The sequence below is a fragment of the Halomonas ventosae genome (genome assembly GCF_004363555.1).
GTDB lineage: Bacteria > Pseudomonadota > Gammaproteobacteria > Pseudomonadales > Halomonadaceae > Halomonas > Halomonas ventosae.
Genome location: NZ_SNZJ01000012.1, coordinates 99,533 through 118,680, shown reverse-complemented (window position 1 = coordinate 118,680; position 19,148 = coordinate 99,533). Strand labels below are relative to the sequence as shown.

Below are 19,148 nucleotides of genomic sequence, written 5' to 3'. Positions count from 1 at the left end.
AACATCGACGACTTCATCACCCACGACATGCCCTTCGAGCAGATCAACGAGGCCTTCGAGCTGCTGCACCGGGGCGAGAGCATCCGCACCGTGCTGCACTATTGAGGCTTCACTACTGACGCGGCGTGACCGACCGCTGCCGCCAGGCCCACAACGACGCAGGTGATCGCCATGCTGACAAGACTACAAGAGGAGCGGAAGCCCATGAGCCTGATGGACACCTTGAAGCGCTGGTTCGGCGGCCAGGGGGCGACACCCTCGACGACGCCTCAGCAGGGCCGTGACCGACCCGAGCCCCCCGCAGCGACCTCTTCCGCAGCAGCCACCACCCAGGGAGCCACCACCATGAGCGACATCAGGATCCATCCCGCCGTGGATAGCGGTGTGCGTGCCGGCAGTGACAGCTTCGACGGCGGCACCCTGCATTGCCACTGTTCCGACAAGCCCGTCGAGGTGACCGTCAAGGCTCAGTGCGCCCACAACCATGTGTGCGGCTGCACCAAGTGCTGGAAGCCCGAGGGGGCCCTGTTCTCGATGGTCGCCGTGGTGCCTCGCGACAGCCTCAGCGTCACGGCCAACGAGGACAAGCTGGAGGTCGTCGATCCCTCGGCCGCCATCCAGCGCCATGCCTGCAAGGAGTGCGGTGTCCACATGTTCGGCCGCATCGAGAACACCGACCACCCCTTCCACGGCCTGGACTTCATCCACACGGAACTCTCCGACGACACGGGCTGGGCGGCACCGGAGTTCGCCGCCTTCGTCTCCTCGATCATCGAGTCGGGCGCCAACCCCGACAACATGGACAAGGTCCGCGGCCGGCTCAAGGAGTTGGGCCTGGAGCCCTACGACTGCCTGTCGCCGCCGCTGATGGATGCCATCGCCATCCATACGGCCAAGGCCAAGGGCGTGCTGTAACCCCGCCAGCTCGGCGTGTCAGGCACCAACGCCATCGGGCGCCCCAAGGGGCGCCCGATGGCGTTCCGGCCGCTAAGGCCTACGTGAAGTTCTGCCTACTTGAAGTTCTTGCGCACCATCTTCTGGATCTCGCCGACGATGCCGCTGCGAAAGCTCAGCACGCAGACCACGAAGATCAGGCCGAGGATCACGCTCACCCAGTTGCCCAGCGGCGACTGCGCCAGCTGGGTCTGCAGGCTGACCACCAGGCCGGCGCCCACCACGGGCCCGAACAGGGTGCCCACACCGCCCAGCAGGGTCATCAGGATCACCTCCCCGGACATGTGCCAGTGAGCGTCGGTCAGCGAGGCAAGTTGGAAGACCACCGTCTTGGTCGAGCCCGCCAGGCCCGCCAGGCCCGCGGAGAGCACGAAGGCCACCAGCTTGTAGGCATCCACGTTGTAGCCCAGCGAGACGGCCCGCGGCTCGTTCTCGCGGATCGCCTTGAGCACCTGCCCGTAGGGCGAGTGCACGGTGCGCTGGATGATGGCGAAGCCGATCACGAAGACCGCGAACACGAAGTAGTACATGTTGAGGTTGTCGGAGAGGCTGATCAGCCCGAACAGCTCACCCCGCGGCACGCCGTGCAGGCCGTCCTCGCCGCCGGTAAAGGGCGCCTGGACGAAGAAGAAGAACATCATCTGCGCGAGTGCCAGGGTCACCATCGCGAAGTAGATCCCCTGGCGGCGAATCGCCAGCACCCCGAACAGGGTGCCGAGCACCACGGCGGCGAGAGTGCCGATCAGGATCCCGAGTTCCGGGGTCAGCCCCGGGTAGCTGGCCAGCATGATGCCGGTGAAGTAGCCGCCGGTGGCCAGGAAGGCGGCGTGCCCGAAGGAGAGCAGGCCGGCATAGCCGAGCAGCAGGTTGAAGGCGCAGGCGAACAGCGCGAAGCACAGCACCTTCATCAGGAACACCGGGTAGATGGCGAGCGGCGCCAGCAGGCCGATCACGATCAGGACCAGGTAGAGGCCATTGCGGCGCAGCCGGGCATTGCGCTGACGCTGCATGGCGGGGGTCAGGTGTTGGGTCGTGGCCATCACGTCATGCCTCCTTGCCGAAGAGTCCCGCGGGGCGCAGCAGCAGCACCAGGATCATCACCAGGAAGATCACGGTGTTGGCCGCCTCGGGGTAGTAGACCTTGGTGAGGCCCTCGATCAGGCCCATGGCCAGACCGGTGATGACGGCGCCGAGGATCGAGCCCATGCCGCCGATCACCACCACGGCGAAGACCACGATCAAAAGGCTCGAGCCCATGGTCGGTGACACCGGGTAGAGCGGTGCGGCCAGCACCCCGGCGAAGGCGGCCAGGGCCACGCCGAAGCCATAGGTCAGGGTGATCAGCTGGGGCACGTTGACTCCGAAGGCCTGCATCAGCGCCGGGTTCTCGGTGCCGGCGCGCAGGTAGGCGCCCAGGCGGGTGCGCTCGATGATGAACCAGGTCCCCAGGCAGACCACCAGCGCCGCCACCAGCACCCAGGCGCGGTAGGTGGGCAGGAACATGAAGCCGAGGTTCATCCCGCCTTCCAGGGCCGTGGGCGTGGGATAGCTCGAGCCCGACACGCCGAAGAAGTTGATCAGGGTGCCCTCGAAGATCAGGGCCAGACCGAAGGTGAGCAGCAGCCCGTAGAGATGGTCGAGGTGGGCGATGCGCCGCAGGATCAGGCGCTCGATCACCATGCCCAGCCCGCCCACCACGAGGGGCACCAGCAGCAGCGCTACCCAGTAGTTGAGCCCCAGGTACTGCAGGCCCAGCAGGGTGGCGAAGGCCCCCAGCATGTACATGGCGCCGTGGGCGAAGTTGACGATCTTCAGCAGGCCGAAGATCACTGCCAAGCCCAGGCTGAGGAGCGCATAGAAGGCGCCGTTGATCAGGCCCAGCATCAGCTGGCCCATGAACACCATCAACGGCACCCCGAAAATCATTGTCATGTCATGGACCTCCCGTCAGAGGGGCGGCGGCCGAGGCCGCCGCCGTTACCGCATCCGCTCAGTTGTTGACCAGGTCGCACTGGCTCTCGGAGAGCGGGCGGTAGGCCTCCTCGGCGGGGATAGTGGCGAGGATCTCGTAGACATCCCACTCGCCGGTGGACTCTTCCGGGGTCTTAACCCGCGCCAGGTACATGTCGTGGACCATGCGGCCATCCTCGCGGATACGGCCGTTGCGCGAGAAGAAGTCCTCCACCGGGCGCTCGGCCATGGCCGCACGGATGGTCTCTGGGTCGTCGGTGCCCGCCTCGGCCACGGTTTCCAGGTAGTGCATGGTGCTGGAGTAGACGCCCGCCTGGACCATGGTCGGACGCTTGCCGACGCGCTCGAAGTAGCGGTCGGCCCACTCGCGGGCCTGGTTATCCATGTCCCAGTACCAGCCGGTGGTGAGCAGCAGGTTCTGGGTATCCTCGAGGCCCATGGAGTGGACGTCGTTGAGGAAGATCAGCAGGCCGGCGAGCTGCTGGCCGGACTGGGTCAAGCCGAACTGGCTGGCGGTGGAGATGGCATTGACGGTATCGGCACCGGCGTTGGCCAGGCCGACGATCTTGGCCCCGGACCCCTGGGCCTGGAGGATGTAGGAGGAGAAGTCGCTGGTCGGGAAGGGGTGACGCACGCCACCGACGATTTCGCCGCCGTTCTCCTCCACTACCTTGGTCACGTCGGCCTCGAGGGCATGCCCGAAGGCGTAGTCGGCGGTGAGCATGAACCAGGTGTCGCCGCCCTGCTCCACCACCGCCTTGGCCGTGCCGTTGGCCAGCGGGTAGGTGTCGTAGACCCAGTGGATGTGGTTCGGCGTGCAGTGCTCGTTGGTGATGCTGGAGGCGGCGGAGCCGGAGACGATGCCCAGGCCGTCGTTCTCCTCGATCACCTTGGTGGCGGCGATGGAGACCGAGGAGGCGACCAGGCCGGCGACCAGGTCGACGTTGCGGGTGTCGAACCACTCGCGGACGGTGTTGGCGCCCACGTCGGCACTGTTGCGGTCATCGGCGCTGAAGACCTCGATCGGGGCGCCGTTCACCTCGCCGCCGAAGTCCTCCACGGCCATTTCCAGCGCGGCCAGGCCGCCCGGCCCCGCCAGGTCGCGGTAGGTGCCGGACATGTCGGCCAGGTAGCCAATGCGTACCTCGCTGTCGCTCATCTGGGCCTGGGCGCCGCTGGCCATCAGGGTGGCGGCGGCGAGGGCGATGCTGCTGGCAAGCGTCTTCCTGTTGAAGGTCATGATGTCATCTCCGTGGCCCCGGGTGGGGCTGCTTGTTGTTGTCGATGCGGGTTGCATTGCGGTGGATGAACTGCAGGGAGGACGGCACGCCGTCACACCCCCAGCAGGGAGTTGAGGTGCTCGCGCCGCGAGGGCAGCTCGGCGGCACTGATCTCCTCGATGATGCGACCGTGCTCCATCACGAAGTGGCGGTCGGCCAGCGGGGCGGCGAAGCGGAAGTTCTGCTCGACCAGCACGATGGTCATGCCGCGCTCCTTGAGCTTGACCAGCACCTCGCCCAGCGCCTGGACGATGACCGGGGCGAGCCCCTCGGTGATCTCGTCGAGCAGCAGCAGCCGCGCGCCGGTGCGCAGGATGCGCGCCATGGCCAGCATCTGCTGCTCGCCCCCGGAGAGCCGGGTGCCCTGGCTGCGGCGCCGCTCGAAGAGGTTGGGGAACATCGCGTAGATCTCGTCGATCCCCATCCCGCCGCTGCGCACCGTAGGCGGCAGCAGCAGGTTCTCCTCGACGTCGAGGCTCGAGAAGATGCCGCGCTCCTCGGGGCAGTAGCCGATGCCCAGCCGAGGGATGCGGTGCGGCTTCATGGCCAGGGTCTCGGTGCCGTTGATGACGATCGACCCGGTGCGGTGGCCGACCATGTTCATGATCGCCTTGAGGGTGGTGCTGCGCCCGGCGCCGTTGCGCCCCAGCAGCGTCACCAGCTCGCCACGCTTCACGTCGAAGTCGACGCCGTGGAGGATGTGCGACTCGCCGTAGAAGGCGTGCAGGTCGCTGACCCGCAGCATCTCGGCGCCATCCAGGTCGTGGTATTCGGTGGCTTTCTCGGCTGCCTGGCTCATGCGCTGGCCTCCTCTTCCGCCGCGGCATCGCTGCCCATGTAGGCCTCGCGCACCTGGGGATCACGCGAGACCGCCTGGTAATCACCCTCGGCCAGCACGCTGCCGCGGGCCAGCACGGTGATGCGGTCGCACAGCCGGCTGACCACGCTGAGGTTGTGCTCCACCATCAGCACGGTGCGACCCTTCGAGACCCGGCGGATCAGCTCGACGATGCGGTCGACGTCCTCGGCGCCCATGCCCTGGGTGGGCTCGTCGAGCAGCATCAGGGTGGGCTCCAGCGCCAGGGTGGTGGCCACCTCCAGCGCCCGCTTGCGCCCGTAGGGCATCTCCACGGTGAGCACGTCGGCGTACTCGCGCAGGCCCACCTCGTCGAGCAGCTCCAGGGCCCGCTCGTTGAGGTGCTCGAGGCTCTTCTCGGATTTCCAGAAGTGAAAGGAGGTGCCCAGCTTGCGCTGCAGGGCCACCCGCACGTTCTCCATGGCGGTCATGTGGGCGAACACCGCGGAGATCTGGAAGGAGCGCACCAGGCCCAGGCGGGCGATCTCGTTGGCCTTCATGCCGGTGATCGGCTTGCCGCGATAGAGGATCTCGCCGCGAGTGGGCGGCAGGAACTTCGTGAGCAGGTTGAAGACGGTGGTCTTGCCGGCCCCATTGGGGCCGATCAGGGCATGGATGTGCCCCTCCTGAACCTGCAGGTTGACGTCGTCCACGGCAGTGAAGCCGCGAAACTCCTTGGTCAACCCGCGAGTTTCCAGTATGAACTCCTGGGTCATGGTTCGTCCTCTCTGGATCGCTCGGGCGATCCGCCGTGGATGCTGTTGTCGTTGTTGTCGGCCGTTGTTGTGGTTGTGGCGGTTCCGGCATCGAGGGCCTGGGTGACACTTTCAGGCGGCCCCGGAGAATACTCTGCACTTTACGTTAACGTAAGCTAGAGGACTGGCCGCGGCACGGCAACAGGAGAAGCACCGAACTCGACCAATGGTGTAGACGCCCGCGGGATCAATAGCTTGCAAACTATGTCGGGCAAAAAAAGACGCGATGCCCCTTGCGGGACATCGCGTCTGCTCTGGCTCGAGGCCGCGGCTGCCGTGCAGCCATCAGCACTCGATGGCGTTGACGGCCAGGCCGCCGCGGGAGGTCTCCTTGTACTTCTCCTGCATGTCGGCACCGGTGTCGCGCATGGTGCGGATCACGTGGTCCAGGGAGACGAAGTGCTCGCCGTCGCCGCGCAGGGCCATGCGTGCGGCATTGATGGCCTTGACCGAGGCGATGGCGTTACGCTCGATGCAGGGCACCTGCACAAGGCCGCCGATCGGGTCGCAGGTCAGCCCCAGGTTGTGCTCGAGGCCGATCTCGGCGGCATTCTCAACCTGGCCCACGCTGCCGCCCATCACCTCGGCGAGGCCGGCAGCGGCCATGGCGCAGGCCGAACCGACCTCGCCCTGGCAGCCCACCTCGGCGCCGGAGATGGAGGCATTCTTCTTGCACAGGATCCCCACGGCACCGGCGGTGAGCAGGAAGTCCACCACCTCCCGCTCGCAGGCTTGTGGCTGGAACTTCATGTAGTAGTGCAGCACCGCCGGAATGATCCCCGCCGCCCCGTTGGTGGGCGCCGTGACCATGCGGCCCCCGGCGGCATTCTCCTCGTTCACCGCCAGGGCGAAGACGTTGACCCAGTCCATGGCCGAGAAGGTCGAGGCGATCAGGCTATCATCGCCGTCCATGGCCAGCAGCCGATGGTGCAGCGAGGCCGCCCGACGACGGACCTCGAGCCCCCCGGGGAGCACGCCCTCGGCGGCGAGCCCGGTCTTCACGCAGACCTGCATGGCCTGCCAGATCTCCCACAGGCCCGCGCGCACCTCGGCCTCGCTGCGCCAGGCCTTCTCGTTCTCCATCATCAGCTCGCTGATGCGCAGGCCATGCATGCGGCACAGCGCCATCAGCTCGGCGGCGGAATTGAAGTCATAGGGCAGCGCCGTGGTGTCGCTGTCCAGCTCGCCGGAGCGCGCCTGGGCCTCGTCGACCACGAAGCCGCCCCCCACGGAGTAGTAGACGTTGCGATAGAGCGTCTCCGCATGCCCGTGGGCGACCAGGGTCAGGGCGTTGGGATGGTAGGGCAGGCTCTCGTCGTGCCACTGCAGGTCCCGGCTCCAGTGGAAGGGGATCGCCTGGTGGCCGTCGAGGTGCAGGGTCCGTGACTCGAGCAGTGCCTCGATGCGCGGGGCGACGATGGCCGGGTCGATGTGCGAGGGATGCTCGCCCATCAGCCCCATCACCACGGCCCGGTCGGTGCCGTGGCCCTTGCCGGTGGCGGAGAGCGAGCCATGCAGGTGAATCTCCAGGCGCGTCACGCGCTCCAGCAGGTCACGACGCTTCAGCACCTGGACGAAGTCATGAGCCGCCGCCATCGGCCCCACGGTGTGGGAGCTCGAGGGCCCGATGCCGATCTTGAAGAGGTCGAAGACGCTGATTGCCATGGAAGAACCTCGCGTGACGGACAGGGTGGCCGGGGCGGAGCCTTGCAGCCTCCGGGTTCAGTGCTACTGAACGTTTCTGGCCTTGGGTTGACGTTGTCTCTATGCTGGTGCGGCATCGTCCCGGCAACAAGCCAGAATATCTCGCCCACAGTATAGTCCAGCTAAACCATGAGCCGACTCCTGCACGCCCAGACCCATGCCTGGCTGAAGGTCTTCGCCATCAGCGCTCGCCACCTCTCCTTCACCCGGGCGGCGGAGGAGCTGCATGTCACCACCGGCGCGGTGAGCCAGCAGATCAAGCAGCTGGAGGAGCGCCTGGGCTTCAAGCTGTTCCGCCGCCTGCCCCGGCGGCTCGAGCTGACCGAGGAGGGACGGCGGCTGGCCGCGGTGGTGGACGAGGCCTACCAGGCCGTGGGCCTCGAGGTGCGGCGACTGCGCAGCGGGGTGATGAGCGGGGTGATCCGCCTGCGCTCGGTGCCCTCCTTCCTGCACAAGTGGCTGATGCCGCGCCTGCCCCGGCTGCAGGCGCGCTTTCCCGACATCGAGCTGCATGTCAGGGCCGAGGACAGCAGCCTCTCGCTGCGCGACGGTGACTTCGACCTGGCCCTCGACCTCAACGACGGCCAGGCACCGGGGCTCTCGATCACGCCGCTGATGGAGGAGCACATCTTCCCGGTCTGCGCCCCGGCCCTGCTGCGGGGCCGCCCTCCCCTTCGCCACCCCGCCGACCTGGCCTGGTACCCGCTGCTGCACGACGTCACCGCCTGGCGCGGCAGCCATGAGCATGCCGAGTGGGAGCGCTATCTGGAGGCCATCGAGGCCCCGCCCCTCAACCTGCGCCGGGGCTACACCTTCAACCGCAACCACCTGACCATGGAGGCGGCCATCGCCGGCATGGGGGTCGCCATCGCCCGCCAGACGCTGATCCGCGGCGAGCTGGAGAGCGGCTCCCTGATCGCCCCCTTCGCGCAGCGGGTGCCCACCGGGATGCGCTACGGCATCGTCCATGCCCCGGGCGCCCTGGATGACCGCCGGGTGGCCGCGGTGCACGACTGGATCGTCGAGGAGGCGCGCCGCGCCGTGCCGGCAGGCCTGACGGTCGAGTAGGCACGCCGAGGGCGGGACGGTAGAATGGTCACCCCCTGGATGACCTGCTGAATGGATTCGCGATGCCTCCCCGCCTGCCCCCCGACCGCCCCATGCCGATCGGCTTCGCCGCCACCTGCCTGAGGGCAAGCCTCTATATCCTGCTAATCGCCGGCATCGTCCAGGGCGTCTACTACGAGGCCCTCTACCTGCCCGAGACCCGCTTCTCGGAACGGGGCTTCACCGAGCTTGCCCAGAGTGCCCTGCTGGCGCTCGCGACGCTGCTGCTGCTCTACGTGAGGGTCGGGCTGCGCGAGCTGCCTCAGGTGAGCCTGCTGCTGCTCGCCTTCGTGGCGAGCTCCCTGGTGCGCGAGCAGGACGTCCACCTGGACACCTACGTCTTCGACGGCGCCTGGCAGCTGCTGGTGGCACTGATCATCCTGCCGAGCCTCTATGGCGTGATCCGCCGCCGCCGCGAATTCGCGGCACAGTTCGCGGGCTACGCCAACAGCCTCTCCTTCGGCCTGTTCGCCGCCGGCTTCCTGACCACCTATGTCTTCTCGCGACTCTATGGCCGCAGCGAGATGTGGCAGGCGATCCTGCGCGAGGACTATGCGCGCACCTTCAAGGATGCCGCCGAGGAGGTGGTGGAGCTCTTCGGCTATGCGCTGATCCTTATTGCCATGATCGAGCTGGCCCTGCTGGCCCGCCGCTGGGCCCTGGCGCGTCGTACCGCCTGACCCCCCCCGAAACGCAACAAGCCCCGCAGGCATCGCCTGCGGGGCTTGTCGTTGGGGCGGGCATGATGCCCTTCCCGTCCTTTCCGACGACTACTCGTCGAGGAAGGAGCGCAGCGGCTCGGAGCGGCTGGGGTGGCGCAGCTTGCGCAGCGCCTTGGCCTCGATCTGGCGGATCCGTTCGCGGGTGACGTCGAACTGCTTGCCGACCTCCTCGAGGGTGTGGTCGGTGTTCATGTCGATGCCGAAGCGCATGCGCAGCACCTTGGCCTCGCGGGCGGTGAGACCGCCGAGCACGTTGCGGGTCGCCTCGATCAGCCCCTCGCCGGTCGCCGAGTCGATGGGCAGCAGGATGGTGCCGTCCTCGATGAAGTCGCCCAGGTGCGAGTCGTCGTCGTCGCCGATGGGCGTCTCCATGGAGATCGGCTCCTTGGCGATCTTGAGCACCTTGCGCACCTTGTCCTCGGGCATCTCGAGGCGCTCGCCGAGCTCTTCCGGGGTCGGCTCGCGACCCATCTCCTGCAGCATCTGGCGCGAGACACGATTGAGCTTGTTGATGGTCTCGATCATGTGCACCGGGATGCGGATGGTGCGCGCCTGGTCGGCGATCGAGCGGGTGATCGCCTGACGGATCCACCAGGTGGCATAGGTGGAGAACTTGTAGCCACGACGGTACTCGAACTTGTCCACCGCCTTCATCAGGCCGATGTTGCCCTCCTGGATCAGGTCCAGGAACTGCAGGCCGCGATTGGTGTACTTCTTGGCGATGGAGATCACCAGGCGCAAGTTGGCCTCGACCATCTCCTTCTTGGCCCGGCGTGCCTTGGCCTCGCCGATGGAGAGCCGACGGTTGACCTCCTTGATCTCGGTCACCGGCAGCTGGATCATCTCCTCCTCGAAGGCGATCTTGCGCTGGGCACGCTGGATGTCGCCGCGCAGCGGCTCGAGGCGTGCCGCGTACTTCGGGTTAGCGGCACTGAAATCGTCGAGCCACTCGGGGTTCGACTCGCTGCCCGGGAAGGCCTTGATGAAGGTCTTGCGCGGCACCTTGGCCTTCTTTACGCACAGCTGCATGATCGCCTTTTCCTGGGCGCGCACCTGCTCGACACTGATGCGCACCTGCCCCACCAGGCGCTCGAAGTGCTTGGGCACCAGCTTGATCGGCGAGAAAAGCTGGGCGAGACGTGCCAGCTCCTCCTGGGCCTCCTTCGAGCCGCGGCCATGGGCCTCGATGGCGGCCTGCGCCGCGGCGTTCTGCTCGCGGATCTGCTCGAAGCGGGCCCGGGCCTCCTCGGGATCGGGGCCGCCGGTGGTCTCCTCCTCGGCCTCGGCGTCCTCGTCGTCGGCATCGCCCTCGGTTTCGTCGCGGGGCTCCTCCTCGGGCACCTCCGCCTCGGCCACGCCGGGGATACCCTCGTCGGGATCGATGAAGCCGGAGAAGAGGTCGGAGAGACGGCCGGGCGCCTCCTCGTCCTGGGTGGCATCATAGGCCTCGAGGATGGAGTCCACCGCACCGGGCAGGTAGGCCAGCGCCGACATCACCTCGCGGGTGCCCTCCTCGATCCGCTTGGCGATCTCGATCTCACCCTCGCGGGTCAGCAGCTCCACCGTCCCCATCTCGCGCATGTACATGCGCACGGGATCGGTGGTGCGGCCGACGTCGCTCTCCACGGCGGCGAGGGCGGCCACGGCTTCCTCGGCCGCCGACTCGTCCGTGGAATGATCCGACATCATCAGAGTGTCTTCATCGGGGGCTTCCTCGACGACACTGATGCCCATGTCGTTGATCATGCCGATGATGTCTTCCACCTGATCCGGGTCGGCGATATCCTCGGGAAGGTGGTCGTTGACCTCGGCATAGGTCAGGAAGCCCTGTTCCTTGCCGCGCGCGATCAACTCCTTCAGACGTGACTGCTGCTGCGCATTTCCAGCCATAGAAACCCTATCTCGACGAAGAAGAATGAAGCACCTGAAGCACTGAGGCGGTGAAAACTCGATAAGCCGAACAGTATAGCGGGTGAAACCACCTTTCTGCCAGTTCGGTGTATTTGCGCGGTCATTCAGGTGTGTTAGGTTGTCAGGTTGCGCCGTTGACGGGCACTGCCTTCTATGTGGTGATAGTAGGAGGAAATTCAACCCCGCCGCCAATTTCCTTCCGCGGGGCGGGGCCTTGCCTCACCCCTTGAGCTCGGTGAGCAATCCCATCAGGCGCTGGCGCTCCTCCAGCGACAGCCGCTCTCCCCGTTGCTGCTTTGACAGCAGGGCGTCGACTTCCTCCTGATGCGATGGCCTGAGACGGTGTCGCCGGAAGTGCTCGACCAGCCCGTCCAGTTCGGCGGCTCGCGCCCCCGGCGGGATAAGCAGCTCGCGGCGCGCCAGCTCGGCGAGCCGCTCGCCCTCCGGGGTGCCGTGGAAGTGAGCCAGCAGCACCTGGGCGCTGCGATAGCGTCCCGCCCGCAGCAGCCGCTCCACCTCGTGGCACAGCCGTGCCTCCGGGTCCTCCCCGGGGTACCAGTCGCTCTCCTCGGGCAGGCGCTCCACCAGCCGCGGCTCGTGGACCAGCAGCTGCAGCACACGCCCCATCAGGCTCAGCGCCCCGCCTGCCGCGCCGCCCCCTCGCGGCGAACCGGGCCGGGGCGCCTCGTCGTGTCCGGGCTCCGCGGCGAGAGGCGGCTCGGCCTCCGGTGCCTCGCGGGGGGTGACCAGCGCCTCGAAGCGCGACTGGTCGACGCCGGTGCGCCGCGAGAGCTCCGTCAGCAACAGCGACTTGAGCACCCCCTCCGGCAGCTTGCCGATCGCCGAGAGCACCTGGCTGGCGAAGCGCTCGCGCGCCTCGATCGTCGCCAGGTCGCGCCCCTCGGCGGCGTGATCGAAGAGGAATTCCGACAGCGGGCTGGCGCAGGTGATGCGATCCTCGAAGGCCTCCGGTCCCTCCCGACGTACCAGGCTGTCGGGGTCCTCCCCCTCGGGCAGGAACATGAAGCGTGCCTGGCGCCCGTCGATCATCTGCGGCAGTACCGTCTGCAGCGCCCGGGACGCGGCCTGGCGACCGGCCCGGTCGCCGTCGAAGCAGAACACCACCTCGCCGACCATCCGGAACAGCCGCCCCAGATGCTCCTCGCTGGTGGAGGTGCCGAGGGTGGCCACGGCGTTGCGGATGCCGAACTGGGCCAGCGCCACCACGTCCATGTAGCCCTCGACGATCACCAGCCGCTCGAGCCGCGAGTTGGCCTGCCGAGCCTCGAAGAGGCCGTAGAGCTCGCGCCCCTTGTGGAACACCGGCGTCTCGGGGGAGTTGAGGTACTTGGGCTTGGCGTCGCCCAGTACCCGCCCGCCGAAGGCAATGGTGCGCCCACGGATATCGCGGATCGGGAACATCACCCGGTCGCGGAAGCGGTCATAGGTCCGTCCAGTCTCCTCGCGGTGCACCAGCAGGCCATATTCGATCTGCACCGCCTCACTGATGCCGCGTTCGGAGAGGTGGCGCTTGAGCGCCTCCCAGCCGGCCGGGGCATAGCCGATGGCAAAGGCCTGCTGCACCTCCGGCGACAGCCCGCGCTCGGCCAGGTAGCGCCGCGCGCCCTCCCCTTCGGGCATCTTCAGCCGCTCGCGGTAGTAGCTGGCCGAGAGCTCCAGCAGGTTGACCCCCTCCTTGCGCTTGCGCTCACGGGCCTGGGCACGCGGGTCATCGGCCCCTTCTCGCGGCACCTCCATGCCGAGCCGCGCGGCAAGCTGCTCCACCGCCTCGGGGAAACGCAGGTTCTCGTATTCCATCAGGAAGCGCAGGGCATTGCCGTGGGCGCCGCAGCCGAAGCAGTGGTAGAACTGCTTGTCGGCGCTGACGGTGAACGAGGGCGACTTCTCCTGATGGAAGGGACAGAGGCCCGAATGGTTGCGCCCGGCCTTCTTCAGCGTCACGCGCTCGCCGACCACCTCGACCACGTCGACGCGGGCCAGGAGGTCATCGATGAAGCGCTGGGGAATCTGACCGGCCATTCGGGCACCCTGCGAGAGACGGGAGGGGAACGGGAGAGGCGACGAAAAACAAGCGGCCACCGTTAGGCGGCCGCTTGGCGTCCCTCTTGAGACGACAGGGGCCGAATGCCCCTACCGACTCCAGTACGGATCAATAGAGCCGTTCGAAACGCTTGCGCTCACGCTGAAGCTTCTTGGCATGGCGCTTGACGGCAGCGGCCGCCTTGCGCTTGCGCTCTGCGGTCGGCTTCTCGTACTGCTCGCGACGACGCACTTCCGAGAGAACACCGGCTTTTTCACAGGAACGCTTGAAGCGACGCAGCGCGACGTCAAACGGCTCGTTATCACGTACTTTGACAGAAGGCATTAAGCACTCACCTACCTTGGGTAACTTGAGTTCGGTTTGTACGCACACCTTGTGAGGGCCACTCGCCATCACGCAACGAACGCCGGAATCGCCAGGCGAACCGGAACGATGCGTGTCAAGCGGAAGGCCACTCCTGGGTGCACGACCCAGTCTTGCAGCGGACAGTATTCTAGTCGTCACATCGAACGCGTGCAAATCGTTTCCGCACTGCGCCGGCGTGGCAAAAGGCGTAGAATGCCGCCTTCCACGCAATACCGAGCCATCATCATGCGCGTACTGGGCATCGAGACCTCCTGCGACGAGACCGGCGTCGCCCTCTTCGACACCGGGCGCGGCCTCGTGGCCGACGCCCTCTACAGCCAGATCGCCATGCACGCCGAGTACGGCGGCGTGGTCCCGGAGCTCGCTTCCCGGGATCATACGCGTCGGCTGCTGCCGCTGATCCAGCAGGTGCTGGACGAGGCCGGCCTGGCGCGCGGCGAACTCGACGCCATCGCCTACACCGCCGGCCCCGGGCTGGTGGGTGCGCTGATGGTGGGGGCCAGTACCGCCCATGGCATGGCCCGCGCCCTGGGGATCCCGGTGCTCGGCGTCCACCACATGGAGGGCCACCTGCTGGCCCCCATGCTGGAGGATGCGCCCCCCGACTTCCCCTTCGTTGCGCTGCTGGTCTCCGGGGGGCATACCCAGCTGGTCGAGGTGCGAGGCCTGGGCCAGTATCGCCTGCTCGGCGAGTCGGTGGACGACGCCGCCGGCGAGGCCTTCGACAAGGCGGCCAAGATGCTGGGCCTCGACTACCCCGGCGGCCCCCAGGTCGCGAAGCTGGCCGAGGACGGCGACCCCAACCGCTTCCGCTTCCCGCGGCCGATGACCGACCGCCCTGGGCTCGACTTCAGCTTCTCGGGGCTCAAGACCCACACCCTGACCGCCATCCGCCAGCTCGAGCAGGCCGGCAACCTCGGCGACCAGGCCCGGGCCGACGTGGCCCGCGCCTTCGAGGAGGCGGTGGTCGATACCCTGGTGATCAAGTGCCGCCGCGCGCTGGACGCGACCGGCCTCAAGCGGCTGGTCGTCGCCGGCGGCGTGAGCGCCAATGTGCGGCTGCGCGAACGCCTGGAGCGGGAGTGCACCAAGCGCGACGCCCGGGCCTACTACCCGCGTGGGCGCTTCTGCACCGACAACGGGGCCATGATCGCGTATGTCGGCGCCCAGCGGCTGCTGGCCGGCGAACATGACGAGACCGGCATCATGAAGGCGGTGCCGCGTTGGCCGATGGATACCCTGGAAGCTCCCACACAAGACTGAAGGGCGTCATGATCGCGCTCTTTATGTCACAGCGCCCAGCGGCTGCTGGCCGGCGAACGCGACGAGACCGGCATCATGAAGGCGGTGCCGCGCTGGCCGATGGATACCCTGGAAGCTCCCACACTAGACTGAAGGGCGTCATGAGGCAGTGCCGCGCTGGCCGATGGATACGCTAGGCAAGCCATAAGCTGGAAGCCTACAAGGGCGGCTCGTCGCCGCGTCCCAGACGGCGAATATTGAGCACATGGCGCCCCAGCACCAGCAGGGTGAAGACGATCACCACGCCGGCGAACTCCGGCGCCAGCCACAGGCTGGCCAGCGGCGCCATGGCGGCACTCGCCAGGGAGGCGATGGCGGCCGTGCGCACCCGCCAGGCCAGCAGCAGCCACAGCGCGGCGCAGCAGAGCGCCACCCAGGGCGTGAGCACCAGCATCACGCCGAAGGCGCTGGCCACGCCCTTGCCGCCCCGGAAGCGATGCCAGGCCGGGTAGCTGTGGCCCAGCAGCACGCCGAGCCCCACCAGCCCCAGCCCCCAGGGCGGCAGGCCGAGCCACATGGCCAGCCACAGCACCGGCATCCCCTTGGCCACGTCCACCACCAGGGTGGCCAGGGCCAGGCGATAGCCATGCAGGCGCAGGATATTGGAGAACCCCGGATTGCAGGAACCGACCAGTCGCGGGTCCCCCACCCCCGCCAGGCGGCACACCGTCAGCGCCCCGAGCCAGGTGCCGCTCAGGTAACCGATCGCCATCAGCAGCAGGATGAGGTCGAGTGGCGCCTCCACGGGCGGCCTCCTGTGGGGTGAAATCCCGATTCTGCCAGCCATGGGCGATGCGGGACAGGCCGGTGTCGCCCGAGGCCTGGCTGGCGTACAATCGGGCGCCTGCAGGCGGACCCGGCACATCGCCCGGTCCACGACTACCCATGGCCCGGGGAGCCCCGATGGATCTTGTGCTGATCGAAGCGCTCGAGGTGGACACCGTGATCGGCGTCTATGACTGGGAGCGCACCATCACCCAGACGCTGCGGCTCGACCTGACGCTGGGCACCGACATCCGCCCCGCGGCGGCCGGCGACGATATCGCCCTGACCCTCAACTACGCCGCCATCAGCGAGCGCATCGCCGCCTTCGCCGGCGAGCATGATTTCGCCCTGGTCGAGACCTTCGCCGAGCGTCTGGCCGAGACCCTGCGCGACGAATTCGGCATTGCCTGGCTGCGCCTCACCGTGCGCAAGCCCGGTGCCGTGCCCGCCGCCGCCGCGGTGGGCGTCTGCATCGAGCGCGGCCAGCGGACGGGAGGCGCCTGATGGCCCGGATCACCGTCAGCATCGGCAGCAACATCGAGCGCGAGCACCACGTGCGGGTCTGCCTGGATGCCCTGGCCGCGACCTTCGGTCCACTTGCCATCTCGCGGGTCTTCGAGAGCGAGCCGGTGGGCTTCGAGGATGGTCGCAACTTCTACAACCTGGTGGTGGCCTTCGAGAGCGACCGCCCGGTGGGCGAGCTGCAGGCCTGGTGCAAGCGGCTGGAGTTCGCCAACGGCCGCCGCGAGGGCGTTCCCAAGTTCAGCCCCCGGACCCTGGACGTCGACCTGCTCACCGTGGGTGACCTGACCGGCCGCCACGATGACGTCGAGCTGCCCCGAGACGAGATCCTCCACCACGCCTTCGTGCTGAAGCCGCTGGCGGAGCTGCTACCCGAGGCCCGCCACCCGCTCACCGGCAGGTGCTATCGCGCCCATTGGGGCGAGTTCGAGACCGGCCAGCAGCGCCTCTGGCCAGTGGCGTTCGTCTGGCAGGGCCGGCGCATCTCCGCGCCGGAGTGAGCCTCAGGCCCTCCCCTCGGGGCCGGCGAGCGCGCCATCGATGGCCTCCCAGCGCCGCCGCGCCAGCTCCTCGCCCAGTTCGCGCCCCCGGTAGCCTTCGGCCACCAGCGCCTTGGGCAGGACCTGCCGGGCCAGGCGCCAGGCCAGGGCCAGGTCCTCGGCCAGCTCCGGGGCCTCCAGGCTAACCAGGCTGATCAACGGCGCCACCCGGTCGCCGCGGCGCCAGGCGTCGATGCCATCGAGCCAGGCCATCACCCGGGCACCATCCAGGCCGTGTCGTGCCACCCGAGCCAGCAGGCGGCGGGTCAGGGCCGCCTGGCTGGCCAGCTCGCGGTGGGCGCGGGGCAGGCGCAGCCGCTCGGCCAGGGCGGCGCGGTCCTCCTCGTCCAGGTGCTCCACCAGCCGCGCCCAGCGCCAGCGGGCCTGCGACTCGGCCTCGATGTCCTCCGGCAAGCGGTGCAGGCGACCGAGTGCCTCGTCGAGGCTCTCCGCATCGGCCGCCAGCTCCGGCATCAGCACCGCCAGGGCACCGCAGTCGTGCAGGACCTGGAAGTAGACCTCCGGCCAGGGCTCGGAGAGCGCCTTCTCGGTCTCGGTCCAGACACGCTCGGCCACCAGATGGGCCAGCTCGCCGCTCGCCACCAGCTCGCCCATCAGCCGCCGCGTCTCCTCGGCGATGACGAAGCCCAGGCCGGCATAGCGGGCGAGGAAGCGCGCCGTGCGCAGCACCCGCAGCGGGTCCTCGACGAAGGCCGGCGAGACGTGACGCAGCCGTCGTGCCTCCAGGTCGGCCAGGCCGCCATGGGGGTCCACCAGCGCGCCTTCCGGGGTCTCGGCCATGGCGTTGATGGTCAGGTCACGGCGCGCCAGGTCCTCCTCCAGGGTCACCTCGGGGCTGGCATGGACCACGAAACCGGTATAGCCGTGACCGGACTTGCGCTCGGTGCGCGCCAGGGCGAACTCCTCGTGGCTCTCGGGGTGCAGGAAGACCGGGAAGTCGCGCCCCACCGGCTTGAAGCCGCGACGACGCATCTCCTCCGGGGTCGCCCCCACCACCACCCAGTCGGTGTCCTTGACCGGCCAGCCCAGCCGGGCGTCGCGCACCGCCCCGCCGACCCGGTAGACCTCGAGCCCCTGCAGGTGCGGATCCTCGGCCTCGGCCATGGCTCAGCGCTCCACCCGGTCGGGGTGGCGAAGCTGCCAGTCGGTGAAGCCGCCATCGAGGCTATAGACCTCGGGGAAGCCCTGGCCGGCCAGCCAGGCCGCCGCCTGCTGGCTGGAGTGGCCGTGGTAGCAGACCACCACCAGGGGCCGCTCGCGCGCCGCCTCCTCGATGAAGGCGCCCACCGTGTCGTTGTCCAGGCGGCGGCTCCCGGGGATATGCCCCTGGGCGAAGCTCTGCGGGTCGCGGATATCGACCAGGGTGAGCGCCTGGTCGCCCTCGAGCCAACCGGCCAGGGTCGGGATGTCGAGATGCTGGAAGGTCGTCATGGCAGCCTCGTGTTCGGGGGAAAAAGGGGAACTCAGCCTTGGCGGCTCGGCACGCTGGTGCGCCTGCCGCTCTCGAGGTCCAGGGCGGTCAGGCGGCTGCCCCACACGCAGCCGGTGTCCAGCGCCTCGGCGCGCACCCGGCTGGCCGGCGTCTCGCCCTGCAACGCGGCCCAGTGGCCGAACAGCAGCCAGGGGTCGTCGTCCCGGGGAAACTGGAACCAGGGGGCGAAGCCCGCCGGGGCGCTGTCGAGCCCCTCCTTGGCGGCGAAGTCGAGACACCCCCCGGCATCGATGAAGCGCATGCGGGTGAAGACATTGATGATCATCCGCAGGCGGTCGATGCCGTCGAGGTCGTCGCGCCAGCAGGCCGGCGCGTTGCCGTACATCCGCTCGAGGAAGGCCCCGGCCCGTTCGCTGGCGAGGCGCGACTCGGCCTCGCCAGCGAGCGCGGCGGCCTGCTCGACCGACCACTGCGGCAGCAGGCCGGCGTGGGTCATGACGGTATCGCCTTGGCTCCCGGAGCCTCGGCGCACCAGCAGCGGGCGCGACTGCAGCCAGTCGAGCAGGCGCTCACGGTCCGGGGCGGAAAGGATCGCCGAGAGGGTGTCCTTGCGGTTCTCCCGGGCACCGCCGCGGGCCACCGCCAGCAGGTGCAGGTCATGGTTGCCGAGCACCGTGGTGGTGGACTCGCCCAGCGCCATCACCTCGCGCAGGCAGGCAAGCGACTCGGGGCCGCGGTTGACCAGGTCACCGGCCAGCCACAGGCGGTCGCGACGAGGGTCGAAGTCGAGCTGTTCGAGCAGGGCGATGAACTCGTCGTGACAGCCCTGCAGATCGCCGATGGCATAGGTGGTCATCGCTGCTCCCCGGGGTCGGTAAG

General features: G+C 68.2%; 19 protein-coding genes. 6 read left to right on the top strand and 13 right to left on the bottom strand.

Annotated elements, in window-relative coordinates:
- Nucleotides 1-204 precede the first annotated feature (204 nt).
- Nucleotides 205-915, top strand: a complete 711-nt coding sequence (gene gfa, locus DFP85_RS11750) for an S-(hydroxymethyl)glutathione synthase (RefSeq protein ID WP_243737282.1) — start codon at nucleotides 205-207, stop codon at nucleotides 913-915.
- 95 nt (nucleotides 916-1,010) lie between these two features.
- On the opposite strand, the gene DFP85_RS11745 is transcribed toward gfa, so the two are convergent.
- From DFP85_RS11745 to DFP85_RS11720, 6 genes are all read right to left on the bottom strand, one after another.
- Nucleotides 1,011-1,994 carry a branched-chain amino acid ABC transporter permease gene (locus DFP85_RS11745; RefSeq protein ID WP_133636452.1) on the bottom strand — a complete coding sequence of 328 codons (984 nt, stop codon included), beginning with the start codon at nucleotides 1,992-1,994 and terminating at the stop codon, nucleotides 1,011-1,013.
- Between the two features lie 4 nt (nucleotides 1,995-1,998).
- Nucleotides 1,999-2,886 (bottom strand): branched-chain amino acid ABC transporter permease, encoded by an 888-nt coding sequence (locus DFP85_RS11740; protein WP_106230535.1) that lies wholly within the window; start codon nucleotides 2,884-2,886, stop codon nucleotides 1,999-2,001.
- A gap of 58 nt (nucleotides 2,887-2,944) precedes the next feature.
- The gene (locus DFP85_RS11735) at nucleotides 2,945-4,165 is read right to left on the bottom strand and encodes an ABC transporter substrate-binding protein (RefSeq protein WP_133636451.1); all 1,221 of its coding nucleotides are present in this window, start codon (nucleotides 4,163-4,165) and stop codon (nucleotides 2,945-2,947) included.
- A gap of 92 nt (nucleotides 4,166-4,257) precedes the next feature.
- Entirely contained in the window at nucleotides 4,258-5,004 is a 747-nt protein-coding gene (locus DFP85_RS11730; protein WP_133636450.1) for an ABC transporter ATP-binding protein, read from the bottom strand.
- Nucleotides 5,001-5,777 (bottom strand): ABC transporter ATP-binding protein, encoded by a 777-nt coding sequence (locus DFP85_RS11725; RefSeq protein WP_133636449.1) that lies wholly within the window; start codon nucleotides 5,775-5,777, stop codon nucleotides 5,001-5,003. Before DFP85_RS11725 ends, DFP85_RS11730 begins: the two co-directional genes overlap by 4 nt.
- Before the next feature lie 324 nt (nucleotides 5,778-6,101).
- Complete coding sequence (locus DFP85_RS11720) at nucleotides 6,102-7,481, bottom strand: L-serine ammonia-lyase (RefSeq protein ID WP_133636448.1); 1,380 nt, start codon at nucleotides 7,479-7,481, stop codon at nucleotides 6,102-6,104.
- Nucleotides 7,482-7,649: 168 nt separating this feature from the next.
- Between DFP85_RS11720 and DFP85_RS11715 the strand changes: the two genes are divergently transcribed.
- Together DFP85_RS11715 and DFP85_RS11710 are read left to right on the top strand one after the other, a co-directional pair.
- Nucleotides 7,650-8,588 carry a LysR substrate-binding domain-containing protein gene (locus tag DFP85_RS11715; RefSeq protein WP_133636447.1) on the top strand — a complete coding sequence of 313 codons (939 nt, stop codon included), beginning with the start codon at nucleotides 7,650-7,652 and terminating at the stop codon, nucleotides 8,586-8,588.
- A 62-nt stretch (nucleotides 8,589-8,650) separates the two neighbouring features.
- Entirely contained in the window at nucleotides 8,651-9,307 is a 657-nt protein-coding gene (locus DFP85_RS11710) for a hypothetical protein (protein ID WP_133636446.1), read from the top strand.
- A 90-nt stretch (nucleotides 9,308-9,397) separates the two neighbouring features.
- Here DFP85_RS11710 and rpoD read toward each other — a convergent pair whose 3' ends face one another.
- From rpoD to rpsU, 3 genes are all read right to left on the bottom strand, one after another.
- On the bottom strand, nucleotides 9,398-11,239 hold the full coding sequence (gene rpoD / locus DFP85_RS11705; protein ID WP_133636445.1) for an RNA polymerase sigma factor RpoD: 1,842 nt from the start codon (nucleotides 11,237-11,239) through the stop codon (nucleotides 9,398-9,400).
- Nucleotides 11,240-11,479: 240 nt separating this feature from the next.
- Entirely contained in the window at nucleotides 11,480-13,300 is a 1,821-nt protein-coding gene (gene dnaG, locus DFP85_RS11700; RefSeq protein ID WP_133636444.1) for a DNA primase, read from the bottom strand.
- A gap of 130 nt (nucleotides 13,301-13,430) precedes the next feature.
- A complete protein-coding gene (gene rpsU, locus DFP85_RS11695) occupies nucleotides 13,431-13,646 on the bottom strand; it encodes a 30S ribosomal protein S21 (protein ID WP_013333229.1) in 216 nt (71 codons plus the stop codon).
- Nucleotides 13,647-13,913: 267 nt separating this feature from the next.
- Between rpsU and tsaD the strand changes: the two genes are divergently transcribed.
- Nucleotides 13,914-14,951, top strand: coding sequence for a tRNA (adenosine(37)-N6)-threonylcarbamoyltransferase complex transferase subunit TsaD (tsaD, locus tag DFP85_RS11690; protein ID WP_133636443.1), 1,038 nt, complete (start codon nucleotides 13,914-13,916; stop codon nucleotides 14,949-14,951).
- 196 nt (nucleotides 14,952-15,147) lie between these two features.
- On the opposite strand, the gene plsY is transcribed toward tsaD, so the two are convergent.
- The gene (gene plsY, locus DFP85_RS11685; protein ID WP_424955094.1) at nucleotides 15,148-15,735 is read right to left on the bottom strand and encodes a glycerol-3-phosphate 1-O-acyltransferase PlsY; all 588 of its coding nucleotides are present in this window, start codon (nucleotides 15,733-15,735) and stop codon (nucleotides 15,148-15,150) included.
- 158 nt (nucleotides 15,736-15,893) lie between these two features.
- Here plsY and folB point away from each other — a divergent pair, with 158 nt between their 5' ends.
- Together folB and folK are read left to right on the top strand one after the other, a co-directional pair.
- Entirely contained in the window at nucleotides 15,894-16,259 is a 366-nt protein-coding gene (gene folB, locus DFP85_RS11680) for a dihydroneopterin aldolase (protein ID WP_133636442.1), read from the top strand.
- A complete protein-coding gene (gene folK, locus DFP85_RS11675) occupies nucleotides 16,259-16,777 on the top strand; it encodes a 2-amino-4-hydroxy-6-hydroxymethyldihydropteridine diphosphokinase (RefSeq protein WP_133636441.1) in 519 nt (172 codons plus the stop codon). Before folB ends, folK begins: the two co-directional genes overlap by 1 nt.
- A gap of 3 nt (nucleotides 16,778-16,780) precedes the next feature.
- Here folK and DFP85_RS11670 read toward each other — a convergent pair whose 3' ends face one another.
- Genes DFP85_RS11670 through DFP85_RS11660 form a run of 3 tightly spaced genes read right to left on the bottom strand, consistent with a single transcriptional unit; the run spans nucleotide 16,781 to nucleotide 19,125 of the window.
- Complete coding sequence (locus tag DFP85_RS11670) at nucleotides 16,781-17,941, bottom strand: tRNA nucleotidyltransferase/poly(A) polymerase-related protein (RefSeq protein ID WP_133636440.1); 1,161 nt, start codon at nucleotides 17,939-17,941, stop codon at nucleotides 16,781-16,783.
- Nucleotides 17,942-17,944: 3 nt separating this feature from the next.
- Nucleotides 17,945-18,268 (bottom strand): thiosulfate sulfurtransferase GlpE, encoded by a 324-nt coding sequence (gene glpE / locus DFP85_RS11665; protein WP_133636439.1) that lies wholly within the window; start codon nucleotides 18,266-18,268, stop codon nucleotides 17,945-17,947.
- Between the two features lie 32 nt (nucleotides 18,269-18,300).
- A complete protein-coding gene (locus DFP85_RS11660; RefSeq protein ID WP_133636438.1) occupies nucleotides 18,301-19,125 on the bottom strand; it encodes a symmetrical bis(5'-nucleosyl)-tetraphosphatase in 825 nt (274 codons plus the stop codon).
- Nucleotides 19,126-19,148 lie beyond the last annotated feature (23 nt).

Coding starts and splice junctions, on each gene's coding strand:
- rpsU (WP_013333229.1), bottom strand. CDS start 13,646: ATGCCTTCTGTCAAAGTACGTGATAACGAGCCGTTTGACGTCGCGCTG.
- DFP85_RS11745 (WP_133636452.1), bottom strand. CDS start 1,994: ATGGCCACGACCCAACACCTGACCCCCGCCATGCAGCGTCAGCGCAAT.
- rpoD (WP_133636445.1), bottom strand. CDS start 11,239: ATGGCTGGAAATGCGCAGCAGCAGTCACGTCTGAAGGAGTTGATCGCG.
- DFP85_RS11720 (WP_133636448.1), bottom strand. CDS start 7,481: ATGGCAATCAGCGTCTTCGACCTCTTCAAGATCGGCATCGGGCCCTCG.
- tsaD (WP_133636443.1), top strand. CDS start 13,914: ATGCGCGTACTGGGCATCGAGACCTCCTGCGACGAGACCGGCGTCGCC.
- DFP85_RS11710 (WP_133636446.1), top strand. CDS start 8,651: ATGCCTCCCCGCCTGCCCCCCGACCGCCCCATGCCGATCGGCTTCGCC.
- glpE (WP_133636439.1), bottom strand. CDS start 18,268: ATGACGACCTTCCAGCATCTCGACATCCCGACCCTGGCCGGTTGGCTC.
- DFP85_RS11715 (WP_133636447.1), top strand. CDS start 7,650: ATGAGCCGACTCCTGCACGCCCAGACCCATGCCTGGCTGAAGGTCTTC.
- DFP85_RS11725 (WP_133636449.1), bottom strand. CDS start 5,777: ATGACCCAGGAGTTCATACTGGAAACTCGCGGGTTGACCAAGGAGTTT.
- DFP85_RS11735 (WP_133636451.1), bottom strand. CDS start 4,165: ATGACCTTCAACAGGAAGACGCTTGCCAGCAGCATCGCCCTCGCCGCC.
- DFP85_RS11740 (WP_106230535.1), bottom strand. CDS start 2,886: ATGACAATGATTTTCGGGGTGCCGTTGATGGTGTTCATGGGCCAGCTG.
- DFP85_RS11670 (WP_133636440.1), bottom strand. CDS start 17,941: ATGGCCGAGGCCGAGGATCCGCACCTGCAGGGGCTCGAGGTCTACCGG.
- folK (WP_133636441.1), top strand. CDS start 16,259: ATGGCCCGGATCACCGTCAGCATCGGCAGCAACATCGAGCGCGAGCAC.
- gfa (WP_243737282.1), top strand. CDS start 205: ATGAGCCTGATGGACACCTTGAAGCGCTGGTTCGGCGGCCAGGGGGCG.
- folB (WP_133636442.1), top strand. CDS start 15,894: ATGGATCTTGTGCTGATCGAAGCGCTCGAGGTGGACACCGTGATCGGC.
- dnaG (WP_133636444.1), bottom strand. CDS start 13,300: ATGGCCGGTCAGATTCCCCAGCGCTTCATCGATGACCTCCTGGCCCGC.
- DFP85_RS11730 (WP_133636450.1), bottom strand. CDS start 5,004: ATGAGCCAGGCAGCCGAGAAAGCCACCGAATACCACGACCTGGATGGC.
- DFP85_RS11660 (WP_133636438.1), bottom strand. CDS start 19,125: ATGACCACCTATGCCATCGGCGATCTGCAGGGCTGTCACGACGAGTTC.